Annotated in this window: 10 protein-coding genes and 1 pseudogene; 6 read left to right on the top strand and 5 right to left on the bottom strand. The window is 45.9% G+C overall.

The genetic code is table 11. The annotated features are described in order from the left end of the window. Positions 1-134 precede the first annotated feature (134 nt). Positions 135-4,682 carry an SdrD B-like domain-containing protein gene (locus G493_RS0111660; protein ID WP_028580529.1) on the bottom strand — a complete coding sequence of 1,516 codons (4,548 nt, stop codon included), beginning with the start codon at positions 4,680-4,682 and terminating at the stop codon, positions 135-137. 895 nt (positions 4,683-5,577) lie between these two features. Here G493_RS0111660 and G493_RS32140 point away from each other — a divergent pair. The 6 genes and pseudogenes from G493_RS32140 to G493_RS34820 form a co-directional block, all read left to right on the top strand. Beyond that, positions 5,578-6,336: a class I SAM-dependent methyltransferase gene (locus tag G493_RS32140; RefSeq protein ID WP_028580528.1), complete on the top strand. Its 759-nt coding sequence runs from the start codon at positions 5,578-5,580 to the stop codon at positions 6,334-6,336. Positions 6,337-6,433: 97 nt separating this feature from the next. After that, positions 6,434-7,216 carry a class I SAM-dependent methyltransferase gene (locus G493_RS0111650; RefSeq protein WP_161629823.1) on the top strand — a complete coding sequence of 261 codons (783 nt, stop codon included), beginning with the start codon at positions 6,434-6,436 and terminating at the stop codon, positions 7,214-7,216. An 11-nt stretch (positions 7,217-7,227) separates the two neighbouring features. After that, positions 7,228-9,408: a bi-domain-containing oxidoreductase gene (locus G493_RS0111645; protein ID WP_028580526.1), complete on the top strand. Its 2,181-nt coding sequence runs from the start codon at positions 7,228-7,230 to the stop codon at positions 9,406-9,408. 12 nt (positions 9,409-9,420) lie between these two features. After that, the gene (locus tag G493_RS0111640) at positions 9,421-10,212 is read left to right on the top strand and encodes a TylF/MycF/NovP-related O-methyltransferase (protein ID WP_051309255.1); all 792 of its coding nucleotides are present in this window, start codon (positions 9,421-9,423) and stop codon (positions 10,210-10,212) included. Beyond that, positions 10,209-11,207: a lysylphosphatidylglycerol synthase domain-containing protein gene (locus tag G493_RS0111635; protein WP_028580524.1), complete on the top strand. Its 999-nt coding sequence runs from the start codon at positions 10,209-10,211 to the stop codon at positions 11,205-11,207. The genes G493_RS0111640 and G493_RS0111635 overlap by 4 nt, the downstream gene beginning before the upstream one ends. A 340-nt stretch (positions 11,208-11,547) precedes the next feature. Next, positions 11,548-11,712: pseudogene (locus G493_RS34820) on the top strand (acetyltransferase); the annotation flags it as partial. 214 nt (positions 11,713-11,926) lie between these two features. On the opposite strand, the gene G493_RS0111625 reads toward G493_RS34820, so the two are convergent. The 4 genes from G493_RS0111625 to G493_RS0111610 all read right to left on the bottom strand — a co-directional run bounded on the left by G493_RS0111625 (position 11,927) and on the right by G493_RS0111610 (position 17,300). Further along, positions 11,927-13,462: a carbon-nitrogen hydrolase family protein gene (locus G493_RS0111625; RefSeq protein WP_084813547.1), complete on the bottom strand. Its 1,536-nt coding sequence runs from the start codon at positions 13,460-13,462 to the stop codon at positions 11,927-11,929. Continuing rightward, on the bottom strand, positions 13,459-14,499 hold the full coding sequence (locus G493_RS28975; RefSeq protein ID WP_084813546.1) for a radical SAM/SPASM domain-containing protein: 1,041 nt from the start codon (positions 14,497-14,499) through the stop codon (positions 13,459-13,461). The genes G493_RS0111625 and G493_RS28975 overlap by 4 nt, the downstream gene beginning before the upstream one ends. Positions 14,500-14,548: 49 nt before the next feature. Beyond that, on the bottom strand, positions 14,549-15,070 hold the full coding sequence (gene cobO / locus G493_RS0111615) for a cob(I)yrinic acid a,c-diamide adenosyltransferase (RefSeq protein WP_232363755.1): 522 nt from the start codon (positions 15,068-15,070) through the stop codon (positions 14,549-14,551). A 190-nt stretch (positions 15,071-15,260) separates the two neighbouring features. After that, positions 15,261-17,300 carry a TonB-dependent receptor plug domain-containing protein gene (locus G493_RS0111610; protein ID WP_028580521.1) on the bottom strand — a complete coding sequence of 680 codons (2,040 nt, stop codon included), beginning with the start codon at positions 17,298-17,300 and terminating at the stop codon, positions 15,261-15,263. Positions 17,301-17,302: the final 2 nt, after the last annotated feature.

Here is a 17,302-nt window from a genome sequence, read left to right as displayed (position 1 = left end):
TGATCAGTTACCTGAAGTCTTCCAACAGTTGAGATAAAGGTATCGAAGAGGACGGCCTTCAATAGACGTTGCATGGGATAAAGCTAGAGACGGGCTACTGGAGACCGCTAAATGATTCGTAAAATGGAATGAGACTACCTCTTGCGGTTGTCCATTTGTTGTATGGCGGCATATGTGGCAGCTATAAAATGATATTGCTGCTGGGGGATTGACCGTTTCTGTATGTTCAAGTTGTCGGCAATCTGCTCCACAGGTTCTCTGCTCTGCCCTCTGATCTGTTCTCTGTTAACAGTTACGCTTTTGGCAAATTTAGTTTTTTTCAGAAAACTTTCAGCAATGCGGTCAGTATCATGCTTATCTGCAAATTCCCCATACACAACCCGAAACCATATTCCTTTTTCAGGCCCGAGATCCACTTCAACAATACGTAAAATCCCTTCTGCAGCTGCTCCATTCAACTGTTTTTTTAGAACCTGTATCCCGCGCTGGGCATCTTCAACTGATTTGTATGAAGCAAGATGTACGCCATAGGCCTGCTCAACACTGTCCTGGTTTTGCAATGAATTGTCGCTTGTGTTACTCGCTGAAGATATTGAGTCTATGCCACTATTCGTTCTGTGTGCAACAGGAGAAGTTTCAACAGCAGGCTGCTGTGTGGCTTGACGGAGCCTTGCCTGGTTTGAAGCAACCGCCTGTGGGCTAGAGTGAATGATTCGGCCAATTGGATCGAATAACCAGTGTCCATCATTTACAGGATTGCTGGTCTGTAAGCTATTTTCCGTTTTCGGTTTTACCACTTCTCTGCTGTTTTCCCTGGCCGGTTCCCTGTTAACAGCTATGCTTTTGGCATACTCAATTTTTTCCAGAAAACTCTCAGCAATGCGGTCAGTATCATGCTGATCTGCAAATTCCCCGTACACAACCCGGAACCATATTCCTTTTTCAGGCCCGAGATCCACTTCAACAATGCGTAAATTCCCTTCTTCTGCTGCTCCATTCAACTGCTTTTTCAAAACCTGTATGCCACGCTGGGCATCTTTAACTGATTTGTATGAAGCAAGATGTACGCCATAGACCTGTTCAACATTGTCCTGGTTTTGCGATAAATTATTGCCTGTATTACCCGCTGGAGATATTGAGTCTACACCATTATGTCTTTCAAGTACAACAGGAGCGGTTTCAACGGCAGGCTGTTGTGCGGTTGGGCGGAGCCTTGTCTGGTTTGAAGCAACGGCCTGTTGTGGGCTTGAGTGAATGATTCGGCCAATTGGCTCAAAAACCCAGTGTCCACCATGTACAGGACTGTTGGTCTGCTGGCTATCTATCGTTTTCGGTTCTGAACGTTCGATTGGATTACTGACAACAGGCGCATGCTTTCCTGTAAAGCTGCTGAATGATTGGTCGGCAAGCCTCATTGGTTGGGTTGTTATTATTGTTTCAGGCACATTTTTCTGTGCAGGCGAGGAGCTTGCCACTGGTGCTGCCGGGTCTTTGACTGCGGTTACAATCTGCTGAGCCTTGGGAGATACAGGTACAGATGGTTGAGAAACTTGCTGTATACCTGGTTGAATATTCAGAGGCGCAATACGAATGGATGAATGGAATTCTTCAGAGTCCGCAACAAATGTTGTGTTGTCACCGTTCACCATCATACGATGTGTACTCTCATTTTGTTCCGAGTCTGTAACGGATTCTATGGCAGTAGCCTGCACCTTTTCTTCTGCTTCTCCAACCTGCCTGACTACTTCAGTATCCTCTTTCAAAAGTGTGGGAGCGGGTTGCTGCATACTTCTTTGCTGCGGTGGCGCATCCATTTTTAAAATAACATCATTACCGCTGTCAACGGTACCGTCATTGCCAATGACAATTTTCTGTAACAGACCTGCCGGATTTTCAGTATTAAAATCGTCGACAGGTTTCAATCTCAACGTATAGGTTCCGGGGAAGACCTTTTCAAACAGGTAGAAGCCATCATATTCAGAGGTAACAGATTGAACAACCTCTTCGTCTTCATTTATCATTTCTATGGTTACACCCTGAAGACCCTCCTGACTGCCGTCAGGCTTCAAAGCGTAAATGGTGCCATCAATCTCACCGGTGGTAACAACTGGAAAATTCAGCCTGCCGACAACACCAGACCGAGGTGTTACTGCCGTACCAGGTGTGGAAGGTTGCCAGAAGGGATCTTCCAGGGTGTCAACATCTATCTCCACATCTGTTGATTTAAAAGCCTGCATGCGGTTGAGGCCTGCAACTCCTTTTTCATTAGTATCACCCGATACCGTAACCTGATGCGCCTTTACCATGACATCCGGTAGAGGTGTATCATCTTCATCAAAAACCTGATTATTGTTGGCATCATGGTAAACGAAAGCTGTGACTGATCCACTGTTTGACCTTGGCTTGGATTCCATCTTGATATCCTTTGTGACAGGATCCTGGCCCAATGAAAAGCTCAATCGCAGAAACGCACTATACGTGCCATCACTGTCAATCGATGCAGTGGGAGAAAGGTAAAAGTTACCTGCATCCCAGCTTAAACCGACATTTGCAGAAAACTGTTCATTGTCGCCCGGTATGTAAGTTAAGGCTGTGCTGCCGAATAATTTATCTCCTAAGTTTCTGCTTGCGGAAAGGATGTACCTGTTTACAGAATTTTCATCACCTGCCGAATAATTCAACTCACCCATTAACCTGGTGCCGCCAATGGGACCTGATGCCCTGAAATTACCAATAATATTCTTTGCAGAATCTCCGGAAGATTCTAGATAGCTCCATGTCAGGTCATTGGCCAGGTTGAGTCGATTAATGTTTGTAGACAAATTCCATTTAGCCAGGCCTGTGTCATACTTATTATAAAAAGTGTTTTCCGTGGACAGGAGATAGGAAAATGAGGGGAAATATTTAAATGCAGGGGTGCTGCCGTTTATGCCCAGGTATGCCTTCGATTCCAAGGCCCTGTCGGGTGTTTTTTCTTCTATAAAGTTATCATATTTTTCGTACTTGGCTTTGATATTAAGCGGACCCAGACCCGTCTGCCCCTGCAGGGCAAGCCCGCTGCCACTTTCGGTATCAAAGATATAATCAGCCTCACCGTAAAATCCGGAAAAAGAACCTCGTAGCCCGGTCATCAGGTAGTTGTGGCGGGTGCTATCAAACTCTACACTGGAGACTCCGCCGGCAAGGGAAATCGAGTCGGTCAGGCCATAGGTTATATTTGTATTAAAACGGCCTGTGCCATCGCTTGTATCTTCACGACTTTTTTCATTTATTCCTGTTAAGGTTTTTTTTCTCTGGGTTGTTGACAGTTTATAGTTTAATTCTCCTTGTGACTGCATCCCTCCGCCGACTGTAATTACTTCTTGGTCAACAATTTTTTCCTGCCCCTGCGGGCCAAAGGCAATTATTTTAAAATCATTTTTGCCAAAGAAAACATCCACATTTTCAAACCGGTATTCTCCGTCAGCCAATATCCGCATTGAGTTGATCAATCTGCCGTTTCTATGAAGCTCAACGTCCCACCCAGGCTGAACATTCCCCTGAAAATGGGTTGTGTCGAAATCATAACTGTGCAGAAGATCTGAGTTGGATATTGCCACGCCCCTTTCATTGGCTGGGCGGTCTAGAACAGAAAAATTTACAGGTGAAATATCACCAATGTATATTTCACTTGCTTTCATTGGTCCTAGCAGTTCTTTATCCAGATCTTTTCGATTCAGGGCAAATCGGGCAGTATTTAATGGATCATTATCTGAGCCTGAAAGGAACAACTCTGCGCCCATGTATGCAAGGTCACCTTCCGCCAGTATGGAATAATTCCCGAGAAGATCTGTTTCACCTGCTGGATTTCCGATCTTACTGCCAAGAGAAACATCAAGCACAGGGAATGAGTAGGCTGTATAGGGAATGTCTTGTGCTTCGTATTTAAGTGAATTATCGGTCTTGTTTAGCAGCTTTAATCGCCTTTCTTCTCTTTCAAGAAGCAATTCAATGGGTAACTTTTCCCTTGGCTCTATCTGAATTGTCATTTCATTAGTTGACACTTCAAAATCGATGGGAAAAATTTTACTCATCAGCGACGAGTCGATATAAATATCATCCTCACCCACTGAAATAAGCTTAGCATTCCAGGGGAACACAGTACCGTCTGCTTCAATGGTCTGACTGGTTGCGTCAATACGTAATGTTCTGTTTTCGTTGACAAACCAACCTGTAGCCTTGCCATTCTCAGGGTCGACCTGAATGCTGAAATCAAAAAGATCAGAAATTGACTGCAACGGCAATTGGTTAGTCTGGCCGTCTCCATAGCTAAAAAGGGTTTCGTTTATCCTAAGAGCCGGAGAAATAATATCTAGAATTAATAAATTTTCTTCCTGGATCAGTGAGTTGGAATTGTTAACAACAGCAGGCGTTTGCGCTGAAGGCAGTGGTGATGAAGGGCGTGGATTGGTGAAATATTCAGAAGATGGGAGGGAGAGACCTGCTTGTGCGAGTTTGGTGGTGAGGCTATCAAATAGTTGGTGATTGACATTCTCCTTACGAGTAAATTTCTGTACCATTTCTTGTCGTTGCAGCAATAGCTGGGCAACGCGACGAACTTCGGAGTCAGACTTTTGACTTATTTTTTGCCATTGACTGTATTGGTCAGATTGACGCATCAATGCATCAGCCTTTTCAAGCATCAATCTATTCTCAAATGATTCAACTGATTGAGAATGAGACGAATCAGCGACTGCCTCTGGTTGAGACCTCGCATTTGCTATGCGGTTAATTGACCCAGTCAAGAGATATGTTTAGTTAGCAAATATTTATTATAAGGTAATATTGATAATCCACTATAGAATATATGCAAATTTCACGCCGAGCGAGAGGTGCTGGCAGTAATTATTAATGGGTAACGTTGTCCGGCTCTAGGAGTCTGTCGGAGTTTTTTTTGCCCAGCACATAGCTTGATACCAGAGGGTTTGCTATAACTGTCTGTTATTGCATCGCAATCAGTTGTTTTCCCTTGCTATTGCATGGAAACCCATGGCATATTGTAGGTAATCATAAATATTTGACACTGCCTTGAACCTGGGCACAGATTTTATGCCAGCAGATAGAGACGCCCCATATCTTCTGCTTCCTTCTATGCAGGTTGGTTACCGGAAGATCGCCTGAATGTCATAGCCGAAGCAAAGAAAAAAACGAAAAGCGGGCAGTGGAAAGATAACTCCAGGCTTACAATGCCCAGGCCGCTGTAGATCTCGATTCCATGTGCGTCGTTTCTTCTCACATGACACAGGCACCCAATGATAGGAAGGAAATAGCACCCACTATTGACGCTCGTTGAAAAAAAAGATTTTGATCCTCAGGGCGGTTATTCTATGCTTATAGGATCTTTGACACCGACAGCCTTCTAGGCTTTCAAATTTTATTCTCAAAAAAACTCTCACTTAAATCCGGCAGGCAGTGGAAAGAAAATCATGAAAAGGAGAGTTTCTCTCAAAAGAGTTAACGCGTCAATTACGTGGAGAATGTTGATGGAAATGTTGATGTTTTCCAGAATTCATGTGGAAGAATATATGTAGGGGGAGCATGACCAGCAAAGAAAGTAAAAAAGATAAAGTTCGAGATTTTTGGAATCGGAACGTCAATCAGTTTAATCAATTACTTAGAGATGATGTTGGGACCAGAGAGTTTTACGATGCTGCAGAAGCATTGCGTTATCAATACCATTATCATTTGCCACCTCTGTTTGATAAAATTGCATCTGAATTTCCTCATGGCAAACTTTTAGAAATTGGATGCAGTATGGGAAACGACACAATGCAACTTGCCCGTCGAGGGATGAAGGTGACGGGGATTGATATTACTCAAACTGCAATTGATTTGATAACTGAACGATTTTTGTTGTTTGAAATGTCTGGAGATTTCCAAGTGGCGGACGCTGAGAATTTGCCGTTTGAAGATAACACGTTTGATGTAGTCTACAGCTTTGGCGTTCTGCACCACACTCCAGATACTGTTGGTGCCATTGAGGAAGCGCGGCGAGTATTGAGGCCCAATGGTAAAGCTTTCGTCATGCTGTATAATACCTGTTCGTTGAATTGGTTGGCTCATCGGTTGACTGGAATTCCGTTTGACGGGTCGAGAGCTGAGCCATGTCCTGTGGAAAAATCGTATATGCCTTTTTCTGCAAAGAAGTTATTCAAAAATTACACGAGTACACACCTCAGTGTAGATTATCTTTTTGGTACTGGTTGGGGGCAGGGCAATCGGTTCATGCCAATAGCGCTGCATCGCTTGTTAGGCAGAGTAATTGGCTGGCATTTGATGATAGAAGCGGTGAAGTGAATTGATCAACAGAATAAAATTGTATGCTAGCCAAATAATGCTGGCACGGAGATACTCCAGACGATTCGCAAGGGACCACTGTATGTGGTTTCAGCGAATGCGTGAAACATTAAAGCCTTATGTCATTGATTTTGAAGGGGTGCGTTGCTTAGATTTTGGGTGTGGATTGCTTCAATGGCAAACGATTATGTTGAATAGTCTTGGTGCAAAGGTGACAGGCGTAGATATGGAATATATTCGTACGGATCGCCGCTTGGATAAATACCTTCAAATCTGGAAGACAAACACACCTGAAAGAGCCATTAAAACGGCATTCTGGGATTATATGTACCGTCGCCGCTATTTGGAAGCGCTGGAAGATTGTTCACCATTTACACTCAAGATGGATAATCTCGATTTTCGGCAGCTAACCTCTCAAGCTTTGCCTTTTGAGAATGACACTTTTGATCTTGTTGTTTCACATGAGGTTTTTGAGCACATTCCTGATGTTTGGGCGGCTGCACGAGAGGTGAAAAGAGTATTAAAGCCAGGTGGGCTTTTGTACGCCAATGTACATCTGTTCCCTAGTATCTCTGGAGGACATCACGTTGAATGGAAATATCCAGACGAAACACCATCGCAACATGTACCGCCCTGGGACCATTTGAGAGGGAAAAAATTTCCGGATCATCCGTCATGGATCAATGAATTGCGTGAGAGAGATTATAAACCAATTTTCGAGGGTATGTTCGAACTCTTGTGCTGGGAACCCTCAGTTTATGAAGGCGTCCATCTTTTGACGAAGGAAATTCGTGCTGAGTTGACAGATTATAGCGAGGATGAATTGCTCAAAAAGGGTGTAATCTTGGTTGCACGTAAAGCTGCACAACAATGTTTTTAACGGAATCATAAATGAAGCAGATATTGCAGAATTTTAAATCGGGTGAATTGAAAGTACATGAAGTTCCTGCGCCTATACTTCAACCGCATGGGGTATTGGTTCGAACTCACTACTCTGTAATCAGTGCTGGTACTGAAGGTGGCACCGTACGGTTGGCAAAAAAGAATCTTTTGGAGAAAGCCCGTACACGTCCGGACTTGGTCAAAAAAGTATTAAACGTTGCTCGCAACGATGGTTTAGCCACTGCTTATCAAGCAGTGGCTAACAACCTGGATTCACCTGTGCCGCTTGGTTATAGCCTTGCCGGTGAAGTGGTTGCGGTTGGTTCGAAAATTTCTGATCTAAAGATTGGGGATCGCGTCGCGTGCTTTGGCAGTATGGTTGCCAATCATGCAGAGATAAATTTCATTCCACGCAATTTATGTGTGCGTGTACCGCATGGTGTGGATTTGCGTCATGCTGCTTTTTGTATGATTGCTGCTATTGCACTAAACGGTGTTCGGCGGGCAGAAGTAGAGATTGGCTGTAACGTCCTCGTGGTTGGGCTCGGTTTGATTGGACAGATCACTGCTCAGCTACTGAAAGCCTCTGGGTGTCAAGTATTTGGGATTGATATTGATATTGATAAGCTGGAGCTTGCCCGGAAGTCAGGTGTCGACGTTGCGATGCTGCGAGGGGAAGCTAATATAGAAGAGGCTGTCATGGCGTTTAGTGATGGGCTTGGGGTTGATGCGACTATTATTACCGCTGCTGTTTCCACAGCTGACCCTATTGCACTTGCAGGACGCGTAACTCGTCAACGTGGGCGTGTGGTGGCACTGGGAAGGGTCCCATATGAGCTGCCGCGTGATGAATACCTCTTTAAAGAAATCGACTTTGTGACGACATTGGCCTTTGGTCCTGGTGTGAATGACCCGGACTATGAAACCAAGGGTGTTGACTATCCTGCAGCATTTGTTCGTTGGAGCGGGAATCGAAACATTCAGGCGACGCTAAATCTGATTAATGGTGGACAGATCAATCTTGAGCCACTGATCACACATGAGTTTTCACTTGATCAGGTTGATAATGCCTTTGCATTGATGACAGGAGAGAACAGTGAAGCAAGCGTTGCAGTATTGCTACAATACGATGTGCGGAAGCCATGGGGCAAGTCACGCTATGAATTGAAGCAACACACACAATTTGCAACCAACGCTAAGCCCGGTATTGGAGTGATTGGAGCAGGAAGCCACGCAGTTTCATTTTTGCTTAAGGCAATTGACGAACAGGATGTTTCAAAGCGGGGGATCATTTCAGCAGGAGGGTTCAAGAGCAAGTGGTATGGTGAAAAGCACGGATATTCTTACGCCACCGATGATCCGCTACATGTATTTGAGGATGAAACGATTAACGCGGTTTTTGTTCTATCACGGCATGACAGTCATGCTGATCTGACGATTCGTGCATTGGAACATGGGAAAGATGTGTTTGTGGAAAAACCAATCTGTTTGACTGAAGACGAGCTGGACGCCATCGTTGCGGCTAAAAATGAGTATGGCGGTCGAATTATGGTGGGATATAATCGCCGTTTTGCACCGTTGGGAGTTAAGTTGAAAGAGCGATTTTCCAAACGTGCTCAGCCAATGAGTATACTCTATCGCATGAATGCTGGTTTTCGTCCTGCAAAACATTGGCTGCATGACCTGGAAGTTGGTGGCGGATTGATCCTGGGTGAAGCAATACACTTTATCGATTTCATGCAGTATCTAGTAGGCGCTCCGCCTGTTAAGGTATTCGCGCAGTCACTCCACAGTTCAACGCGTGATATTATTGATGCTGACAACGTCATAATTAATGTGCAGTATGCTGACGGGTCCACAGGTGTGCTGAGTTATTTGTCAAACGGTGATGCGTCTTTCGGGCGTGAGCGCATAGAAGTTTTTTGCGATAATACTATTGCTGTGTCGGAAGATTGGCGATATTTGGTGTTTTCAAAAGATGGCAAAAAGGAAAAAACCAAACACAATATTATACAGGACAAAGGATTTGTCCCTGAAGTAGCTGCATTTGTTAAGGCGATTTCGTCAGAGGAACGAAGAGATACCGATTTTTCCGAGGTGGTGGCTGGGATGCGTGTGGCCTTTGCAGCGTTGACCTCGTTACGTAGAGGATGTGTTGTGGATTTGGCCGAAACGACAGAACTCCAATAGGAAAGTGGAATAATGCATGCAATTCGTAAGATACTTCGAGATATTGTGCCAACATCTGTAAGAAAACAGATTATCCATTGTATCAATACTCATAGTGGAAACTATATCAATCGTCCGATATATGGCAAAGTCACCTATAACGAAGATGGATTTGCCACAACGCATAATTCCGACTTCAAAAATGATGCACAGTTTTCCGCTGCGTATGCTGCCGGAAAGGCAACTGGATCATGGACGTTTGGTGATTTGCGGTGGCGAGCGTATATAGTCTGTTGGGCTGCAGAACGAGGAGCAAAGCTTGAGGGTGATTTTGTCGAATGTGGTGTTAATCGCGGCGGATATGCGTTAGCAGTCATAAAGTATATCAATTTTGAAATGCTTAAAAAGAAATTTTACCTACTTGATACGTATAAAGGGGTGGTTGAACAACAGATCACTCCAGAAGAAAAGGCGGCGGGGGTAAGAGCGGGAGAATATGAGGATTGCTACGAAGCAGTTACTCGAACTTTCAGTTCGTATGGCGAACAGGTAAAAATCATAAAAGGTATAGTACCAGATACACTTCAGCAGGTAGATGCGGAAAAAATAGCATTTCTTTCTATTGATATGAATACTCGTGATCCAGAGATCGCTGCAGCAAAATACTTTTGGCATCGGTTGGTGAGTGGTGCTGTAATCGTACTTGATGATTACGGATGGCGAAAACACATTGAGCAAAAAAAAGCGTTTGATGATTTTGCAAAAGAACGAGGTACATCAGTGTTGGTTCTTCCTACTGGTCAAGGGTTGATCTTCAAACCATGAAATTAAAACTCAATGGCGTAAGCCTTCTGTGGCGAAAGAAGAATTTTCGTCGCGCGTTTCAAATTTTATGGGTTACAGTAGTCTTTCTGTGCATATCTTTTGCCATTGGAAAAAATTGGAAGGCAATAAGTGATGTTGAATGGTCACTGAGTTCCGTTGGGTTGATTTGTGCTGCTCTGCTTAGCTCATTTCTACGACGTCTGGCAGGGGGGATGCGTTGGGCTTGGATTATTCAACTTTTCAAAACAGACGGATTGCCAATTTCGTTACGTGATAATTTGCGGGTATATTTCATCACCAATCTCGGGACCTATCTTCCTGGGACGTATTGGTTCATACCTGCACGAATGATGATGAACAGTAAATACGGGCTATCAAATATTCAAACCGGTATTTGTACTGTCTTTGAGCATTTAATGCTTGTCCTTTCAGGGGCATTGTTAGGTATACTGGGCATGGATATACTGGTCAGTGCTCTGCATTTACCTCTAGCATCTTTTAGGTGGATGTTTGCCGCAATTATTTTTGGTTTGATTTCGATCCATCCGGCTGTCATTCGTTTCCTGATGAATACAATGGCAAAAATATTGCGAGAACCCCTTGGGTCCTACCATTTCAGCTACACCACAACGCTTCTGCATCTTTTATGGTCAGTTTTGATCTGGCTACTGGGGAGTATAGCTTTATTGCTTTTGGCTCTTGTATTTGTTCCTACGCTTTCTTGGCAGGATTTACCTGCATTTAGTTCAGTTTTTGCAATATCATGGCTGCTTGGTTTTTTCACGCCATTTGCACCAGGAGGCCTTGGAGTGCGTGAGGGCTTCATGGGGCTGGCTTTTGGTTTATTGGGAATCCCAATTGGCGTTAGCATGGTGATTGCAATGCTTTCCCGATTGTTGATTGTCGTCGAGGATCTCTTCTGGGCAGCGTATAGCGTTCTATTATTGAAAGAATCACGGGTTGACGATGCAGCATGCAAAAGTTCCTTTGAATAGAGCAATTCTTGATTATTTTGTAGAGTTATATATGGTGGTTGCACCACATGATTCCTTGTCCTCAAAGGTCAAATCCGCGCTGATGCGTTGGCGTGGTGCGATTGTCGGGAAAAGGACAAAAATATGGAGAGATGTTTGGGTCGATGACTTCCGCAACCTGACTTTGGGAGATGATATTACGATAGGAAAATCAGTAATGTTCATTTGTGGTGGTGAAATCAAAATTGGTAGTTGCGTGATGATTGGACACGGAGCAAAAGTTGTGAGCAGCGGTCACCGCATGCCTAACGACCCTGGCGAACAGATGCGGTTTTCCGGGCCGGAATCTGCCCCCATTATTATTGAAAACGATGTATGGATTTGTGCTGGTGCTACTATATTGCCAGGTGTGAAAATCGGATGCGGGGCAATTGTTGCTGCCGGTGCGGTAGTTACTCGAAATGTCGAACCGTATTCGGTTGTAGGTGGTGTACCTGCAACGCTGATACGTATGCGAAAATGTTAGGATGATGAAAGAATGCTGAGAAGATACATATAACGACACTGCTTTACAGTAATCAGTCGGAAGAGAAATCAGATCGACTTTTAAGCAAATCCCGAAAGACACGAGAACAGATTGGGGCTAGCAGTAATATGCTTGAGCATTCATCGTTTTTTATGAGTGAGAGAAGCCGGTCTACTCGAGTGTTCGCAAGCAAAGCCGATAGTAATCGGATTCTTTATAGCAAATCCTGACGCGTCTGGCACAAAGTGGGTATCCCTCGGAGCAAGGTGGGGAAATCAACCCTGTCCTGGAATCGTTTGCAGCGGGTCAGCTTTGTATCAAAGGCCACCGTGGTTGAGGAACCGGAGGGGCAGATGGTTTCCTGCCAGCGGGCATGACCCTGGGGTGGCATCCAGAAACCGGCCAGGTTTTGAGAGCAGACCGCGATAGCCGTCTGCTCTATGGTGCGCACACCCCCAGTTCGTATATGGGCTTCACTGATATTACCTTCACAGCAGATGATAAGGTCACAACCATTTTTTGCCGTAGCCAGGACTGGTTCCGGATGTTGCAGGATATCGGGAGCAGCGATGGCTATCCGTGCCTGGTTCAGGTCGTGAAACCACATCTTGCTCTTTCCCGTTTCCATTTGAAAACGCATAACCGGAGTTGTTTCACTGGGCTGAATGAGGAAATATGTATCCTCTGGTTCAGTGCTGCGGAGCACAATATGAACTTGCTGGGAAGCAGCATGTCGCGCAAACTGCTCAATGTCTGCAGATGAGTAAGACGAGCAAGGAAGGACATGTAACCCGTTTGTGTTCCAGGGCTCAGATAAAAAATGCTGTGTCCATTGACCTGAAGGAAGGTTGTTTGCAGGAACATGAAGTGTTATCGTGATGTTACCAGAGGCGGGTAATCCAAGGAAAGAGGTCAGATCCTGGATGGCCGAAAGGTTAAGGCTGCAGTCATGGATACCTGCCAGCTGTCTGCGGTGTTTCTCCATGGCTTGCCGGTGATCGTTTTCCAGCAGGTCATCGGCATTCAGTGGAATATCCAGTAGAAATATTTCTGATTCCTGACTGGTGCAACAAAGCAGAGGACTGCCATCCGGGTGAAATAAGGCAGACGAAGATTGGGAACAGTCCATGGTCAGGTCCTGACCTGTCCGATTGCAGGCTGCCACATGGATGCCATTTTCTCTGGCCCGTGCACTCCATATTTCCTCTGGCTGCAGCCCCATGGGTGGCCAGTTTGCCGGGATGATGAGAAGGTCTGCACCACGAAGGGCTGTGATACGGGGCATGAGGCTGTGATAGGAATCCGAACAAATGAGCACACCAAATCGTCCCCATGGTGTGGCAAAGGTATTGTCTTCGTAAGGATTACCCGGGCACGCCCACCGCATTTCCGCATTGATCTTACGGTAGCGGCCAACGAGATTGCCCTGAGGATTAATGGTCAGGGCCGTATTGTAGAAGAGATCGGTCTCTTGTTCCCGTTCTGCAATGCCTGTACAGAGATAGAATCCATGACGGACAGCCAGTTTGCTGAGCGTCTGTACCGTTTCCCCGTCAATGGTATCTGTGTATGGACGGATGTCTTCTCGGTTGTTAAACGAATATCCGGAGAGACAAAGCTCAGGAGCAATAACCAGTTGTGCACCCTCCTTACCAGCCTGATTGCAGAGGTCCATAACCATTTCAAGGTTATGTGCGTGTTGTTTATGCTGTGGTGCACAATGGAGTAGGGCAATGGCTAGTGTTTTCATTGGTTGTTAAGAGGTTGGGAATAGGGAAAGGTGCTGGCGATGGCTTGGTAGACATGACAGGACAGTCTGTCCCTGTCTTGTCTGTTATACCATATTCTGCTGGGACAGTCTCCGGGGCAGCATTGCTCTAAAGGACAGGTACCGCAGAGTGGGTTATCCGTTGAGAGGGCAGTGGCTGGAAAGCCTGGTACTGGAAGAGGATCATCCACTGTGCCGGCAGTGAAATTCGGGTCACCAAAGGTCTGACTGCATGGATAAAGAGCCCCAGCAACGCTTACTGCCAGAGACGTGCCCTGTTGTGCGTGACAAAAGGCCCGCAGGGGAGTCTGGTCTGCGGCGGTCATTCGGTGATACACCAGATCCTGTTCCCGTAGATGCAGGGGTGTTGACCGTTTTTTGTTTACCCGTACAAGGGTCTGGATCAGTTCGTTTATATTCTGCCGCAAACTCCTCGGATCTGCCGGTAAACGTTGTCGGTCAACGGCCCGGCCTTTTCGGACCAGCAGGTCCAGACCCATTCCCTGGGCCTGTTGGTATCTGCTGAGCAGGATTGCGACCTGCGGGAGGAATTGCACATTGGCCTGGCTGACCACGGTGGTCACCCGGAACGGAATGCAGGCAGCTTCCAGTATGTTCAGCCCCTGAAGCAATGCTCCAGCCTTACCGCGGAGTTGTTCTTGAATCTGTGGGGGGCCGTCTAGGCTGACACCGATATCAATGGAGTACTTTTTTATCAGCTCGACCAGTTCAGGGTTGAGTCGGGTGGCGTTAGTCTGCAGAGAGATGGTACAGCTATGGTCCAGACCGCGAACTTTTTCTGACGCCTGGGCAATGAGATGAGGAACAAGGGTAGCTTCACCACCGGTGAGTTGCACGTGAAACCCTTTATTGCCTGATTTTGTTGCCAAATCAAGTGCTTTGTCAAGTGTGTCCAGAGACATGTCCGTTGGCGTGTCCTGTTCGCCATGGTAGCAATAGGCGCAGGACAGGTTGCAGCGGTTGGTGAGCATCAGGGTCAGAGAGCGAAGAGGTGGCATGGCCGTGTGGATGCGTCATGTTTTTTGTGCAAGTGATGAGTAGTCAGGCTTAGAATTCAATTCCCTTCTGCGCCTTCACCCCTTTTTTGAGCGGGTGTTTTATTGGCTGCATTTCTGTCACCAGGTCTGCTGCTTCGATCAGCTCTTTTGGTGCGTAGCGACCTGTTATCACCACATGCTGATTGGGATCGCGTTTCTGCAGGATCTCAAGGCAAGGTTCCAGTTCCAGCATATTATAATGCAGCAGATAGGTGAATTCATCCAGTACGACCGTATGATATTTTCCTGAATTCATGGCCTCACATGCCATTTTCCAGGCATCCCTTGCCAGCTTGGCGTCATCTTCCAGGTTTTCAGATTTCCAGGTGAATCCTTTTCCCATCACATGCCATTCTATCAGGTCGCTGAATCGTTCCTTGGCATCCAGTTCACCGTAGTGCCAACTGCCTTTAATAAATTGAATAAAGCACACTTTGAGGCCATGTCCGGCAGCACGTATGGCCATTCCCAGAGCAGCGGTTGTTTTGCCCTTCCCGTTGCCGGTAAAAACCATGAGTAAGCCTTTGCGCATTGGTATTTCCCCTGACATCTGGTAGTAATTTTTTTGTATTATGTTCCTTTTCTAACTACTCACCGTGCAATAGATCTTTCCGCGATGAGTCTGATCTATATATGAGCAAACCGAGTTATACGAATTTTTACAAGGGAATACAATACTGTTGAGCAATATGAAGATGCGCATATTGCTCAACAACTGCGGGTTAAAAGTTGTAGGTCAAACCAATACGATAATTCCGTTCAGCCATGGGATAGCCCATGACCCATTCGTAATCCTGATCAAAAATGTTCAATATGCTGGCTTTCACCTCCCAGACTTCCATAAACCGGTAGCGCAGGGTCAGATCCCAGTAGTCAAAGCTGTCCTTTTCTTCTGTCAGATAAGTGTCCCAGTTTTTAATCATTTGAGGCCCAACCAGGGAATGACTCAATTGCCCCTGGAAACCGGCATAGCCCATGGTGAGCCCGGATTTGATCTCATAATCGGAGACGTTCAGTATATCTTCGCCTGTGAGTTCGTCTTCTTTTTCCGTATTAAAACTCATATTGGACCAGAAAGAACCTGCAAAGGGGAGGTTAAAGGTTTCACTGAACGCCCATTCCAGGGAAAATTCAAATCCTGAAATGGTGGCATCACCGTGATTGACATAGGTGGTTGTGGAAACCCCATTATCATCATAGGTTTCATCAACGATTTTATCCTCATAATCAGTGGTAAAGTAATCTGCCTTGAAGGTCAGGCCCTCCAGGTAGACATCAAAGCCCACATCATAGGTCATGGATGTTTCCGGATCCAGGTCAGGGTTACCCAGGTAATGCATTCCTGTGGAGCTATGATAATAATCTGCGGAAAGCTGCGAGGCTGTGGGAGATTTGAAGCCTTCACCCATGTTGGCTCGTACGCGAAGCATTTCATCCAGAAATTTCATGCCGACCCCTATTTTTGGGGAAACATGGGAATAGTCTTCGCTTCTCTCATTGAAGTTTTCATAGGTGCCGGTTTCAGCTTCCTTGGTAGTTACGTCAAAACGGTCGTAGCGGACAGCAGCCAGGATGTTGAGACGGTTGTCCAGCAGATCCAGGGAATCCTGGAGAAAAACCGCCTGGTTATCGTAATCCAATCCTGGGGTGTAGGGCATGGAAGGCTGATAATTCACAACAGAAGAGGATTCTTTTTCCAGGCTGTCCAAGGTAAAGCCGGCAAGCAGGGTGTTCCAGTCGTTTATTTTCCATGTGAATTGGTGATCCGTACCAAGGGTCTGGTCAATGTATTTGGTCTGGTTGGATTCAGGATCAATTGTACCGGTATTCCACTGGTTTTTATCCCACAGGTAATAGAAGACCGCTTTCCAGTGTAAGACTCCATTCAGATAATCGCCGTTGTATTCCAGGTCTGTATAGCCGGTACTTTTATCGTTGTCCTGTTCTGTGGTGGAGTCGTAGTAGGAATAGGTATCTCCTGCCCAGTCAGGTGACTCAGAGGTCAGATCCGAATAGTTACCACCCAGGCGAAATGCATGTGCATCGTTTAAGGTATAGACAACATTACCGCCAACATTGATTTTATCCACACCTGTATTGTAGGCTGTACCATAATCCACGGTGTCATAGTCATCCATGGTCTCTCCGCTTACGCTAGCAAAAAAGCGGATCTTGTCATTAACTTCCCCACCCATGGATGCCTGACCGCGATAATAATCAAAGCTACCGATCTCGCCACCAATGGAGCCTCCCAATTCACCATCTCCCTTCTTGGTGATCAGGTTGATAACACCGCCCATGGCTGCGGAACCATAGAGCGCAGAAGAGGGGCCTTTAATAACCTCAACTTTTTCAATGCGATCCAGGTTCAGCTTAGCTGCATTTCCGGTACCGACTCTGTGTCCGTCAATGAGCAGCAGCACGTAACCGTTCAGGTCTGACCCATGGGAATCTGTTTTAAAACCACGCAGCCCTACCGGGCTGAGGATACCACTATATTTGTGATAATGACCGGTTACATATTTGCCGATCAGGTCGCCAATATCATTGACCCCGGACATCTCGATCTGGTCACGGGTGATGACTTCAGTGGTGATTGGTACATCTATGGCGCGTTCTTCGGTCCGGCTGGCTGTAACCACCATGTCTTCAACGGCTTCGGTGTCTGCCTGATCCTGAGCCAGGGCTGGCACCTGAGTCAGGGGCAACAGGGTCAGGGCGAACAGAAAATGCTCACAACGCATTCGCCTTTTATTCTTCATCT

This window comes from Desulfogranum japonicum DSM 18378, assembly GCF_000429945.1.
GTDB classification, from domain to species: domain Bacteria; phylum Desulfobacterota; class Desulfobulbia; order Desulfobulbales; family Desulfobulbaceae; genus Desulfogranum; species Desulfogranum japonicum.
Note: the sequence above shows the minus strand (reverse complement) of the source record. Positions and strands in the feature narration are given on the sequence as shown.

What these genes read in the sequence shown, in the direction of transcription:
- G493_RS0111660 (WP_028580529.1), bottom strand. Translation starts at nt 4,682, where the DNA reads ATGCTTGAAAAGGCTGATGCATTGATGCGTCAATCTGACCAATACAGT.
- G493_RS32140 (WP_028580528.1), top strand. Translation starts at nt 5,578, where the DNA reads ATGACCAGCAAAGAAAGTAAAAAAGATAAAGTTCGAGATTTTTGGAAT.
- G493_RS0111650 (WP_161629823.1), top strand. Translation starts at nt 6,434, where the DNA reads ATGCGTGAAACATTAAAGCCTTATGTCATTGATTTTGAAGGGGTGCGT.
- G493_RS0111645 (WP_028580526.1), top strand. Translation starts at nt 7,228, where the DNA reads ATGAAGCAGATATTGCAGAATTTTAAATCGGGTGAATTGAAAGTACAT.
- G493_RS0111640 (WP_051309255.1), top strand. Translation starts at nt 9,421, where the DNA reads ATGCATGCAATTCGTAAGATACTTCGAGATATTGTGCCAACATCTGTA.
- G493_RS0111635 (WP_028580524.1), top strand. Translation starts at nt 10,209, where the DNA reads ATGAAATTAAAACTCAATGGCGTAAGCCTTCTGTGGCGAAAGAAGAAT.
- G493_RS0111625 (WP_084813547.1), bottom strand. Translation starts at nt 13,462, where the DNA reads ATGAAAACACTAGCCATTGCCCTACTCCATTGTGCACCACAGCATAAA.
- G493_RS28975 (WP_084813546.1), bottom strand. Translation starts at nt 14,499, where the DNA reads ATGCCACCTCTTCGCTCTCTGACCCTGATGCTCACCAACCGCTGCAAC.
- cobO (WP_232363755.1), bottom strand. Translation starts at nt 15,070, where the DNA reads ATGCGCAAAGGCTTACTCATGGTTTTTACCGGCAACGGGAAGGGCAAA.
- G493_RS0111610 (WP_028580521.1), bottom strand. Translation starts at nt 17,300, where the DNA reads ATGAAGAATAAAAGGCGAATGCGTTGTGAGCATTTTCTGTTCGCCCTG.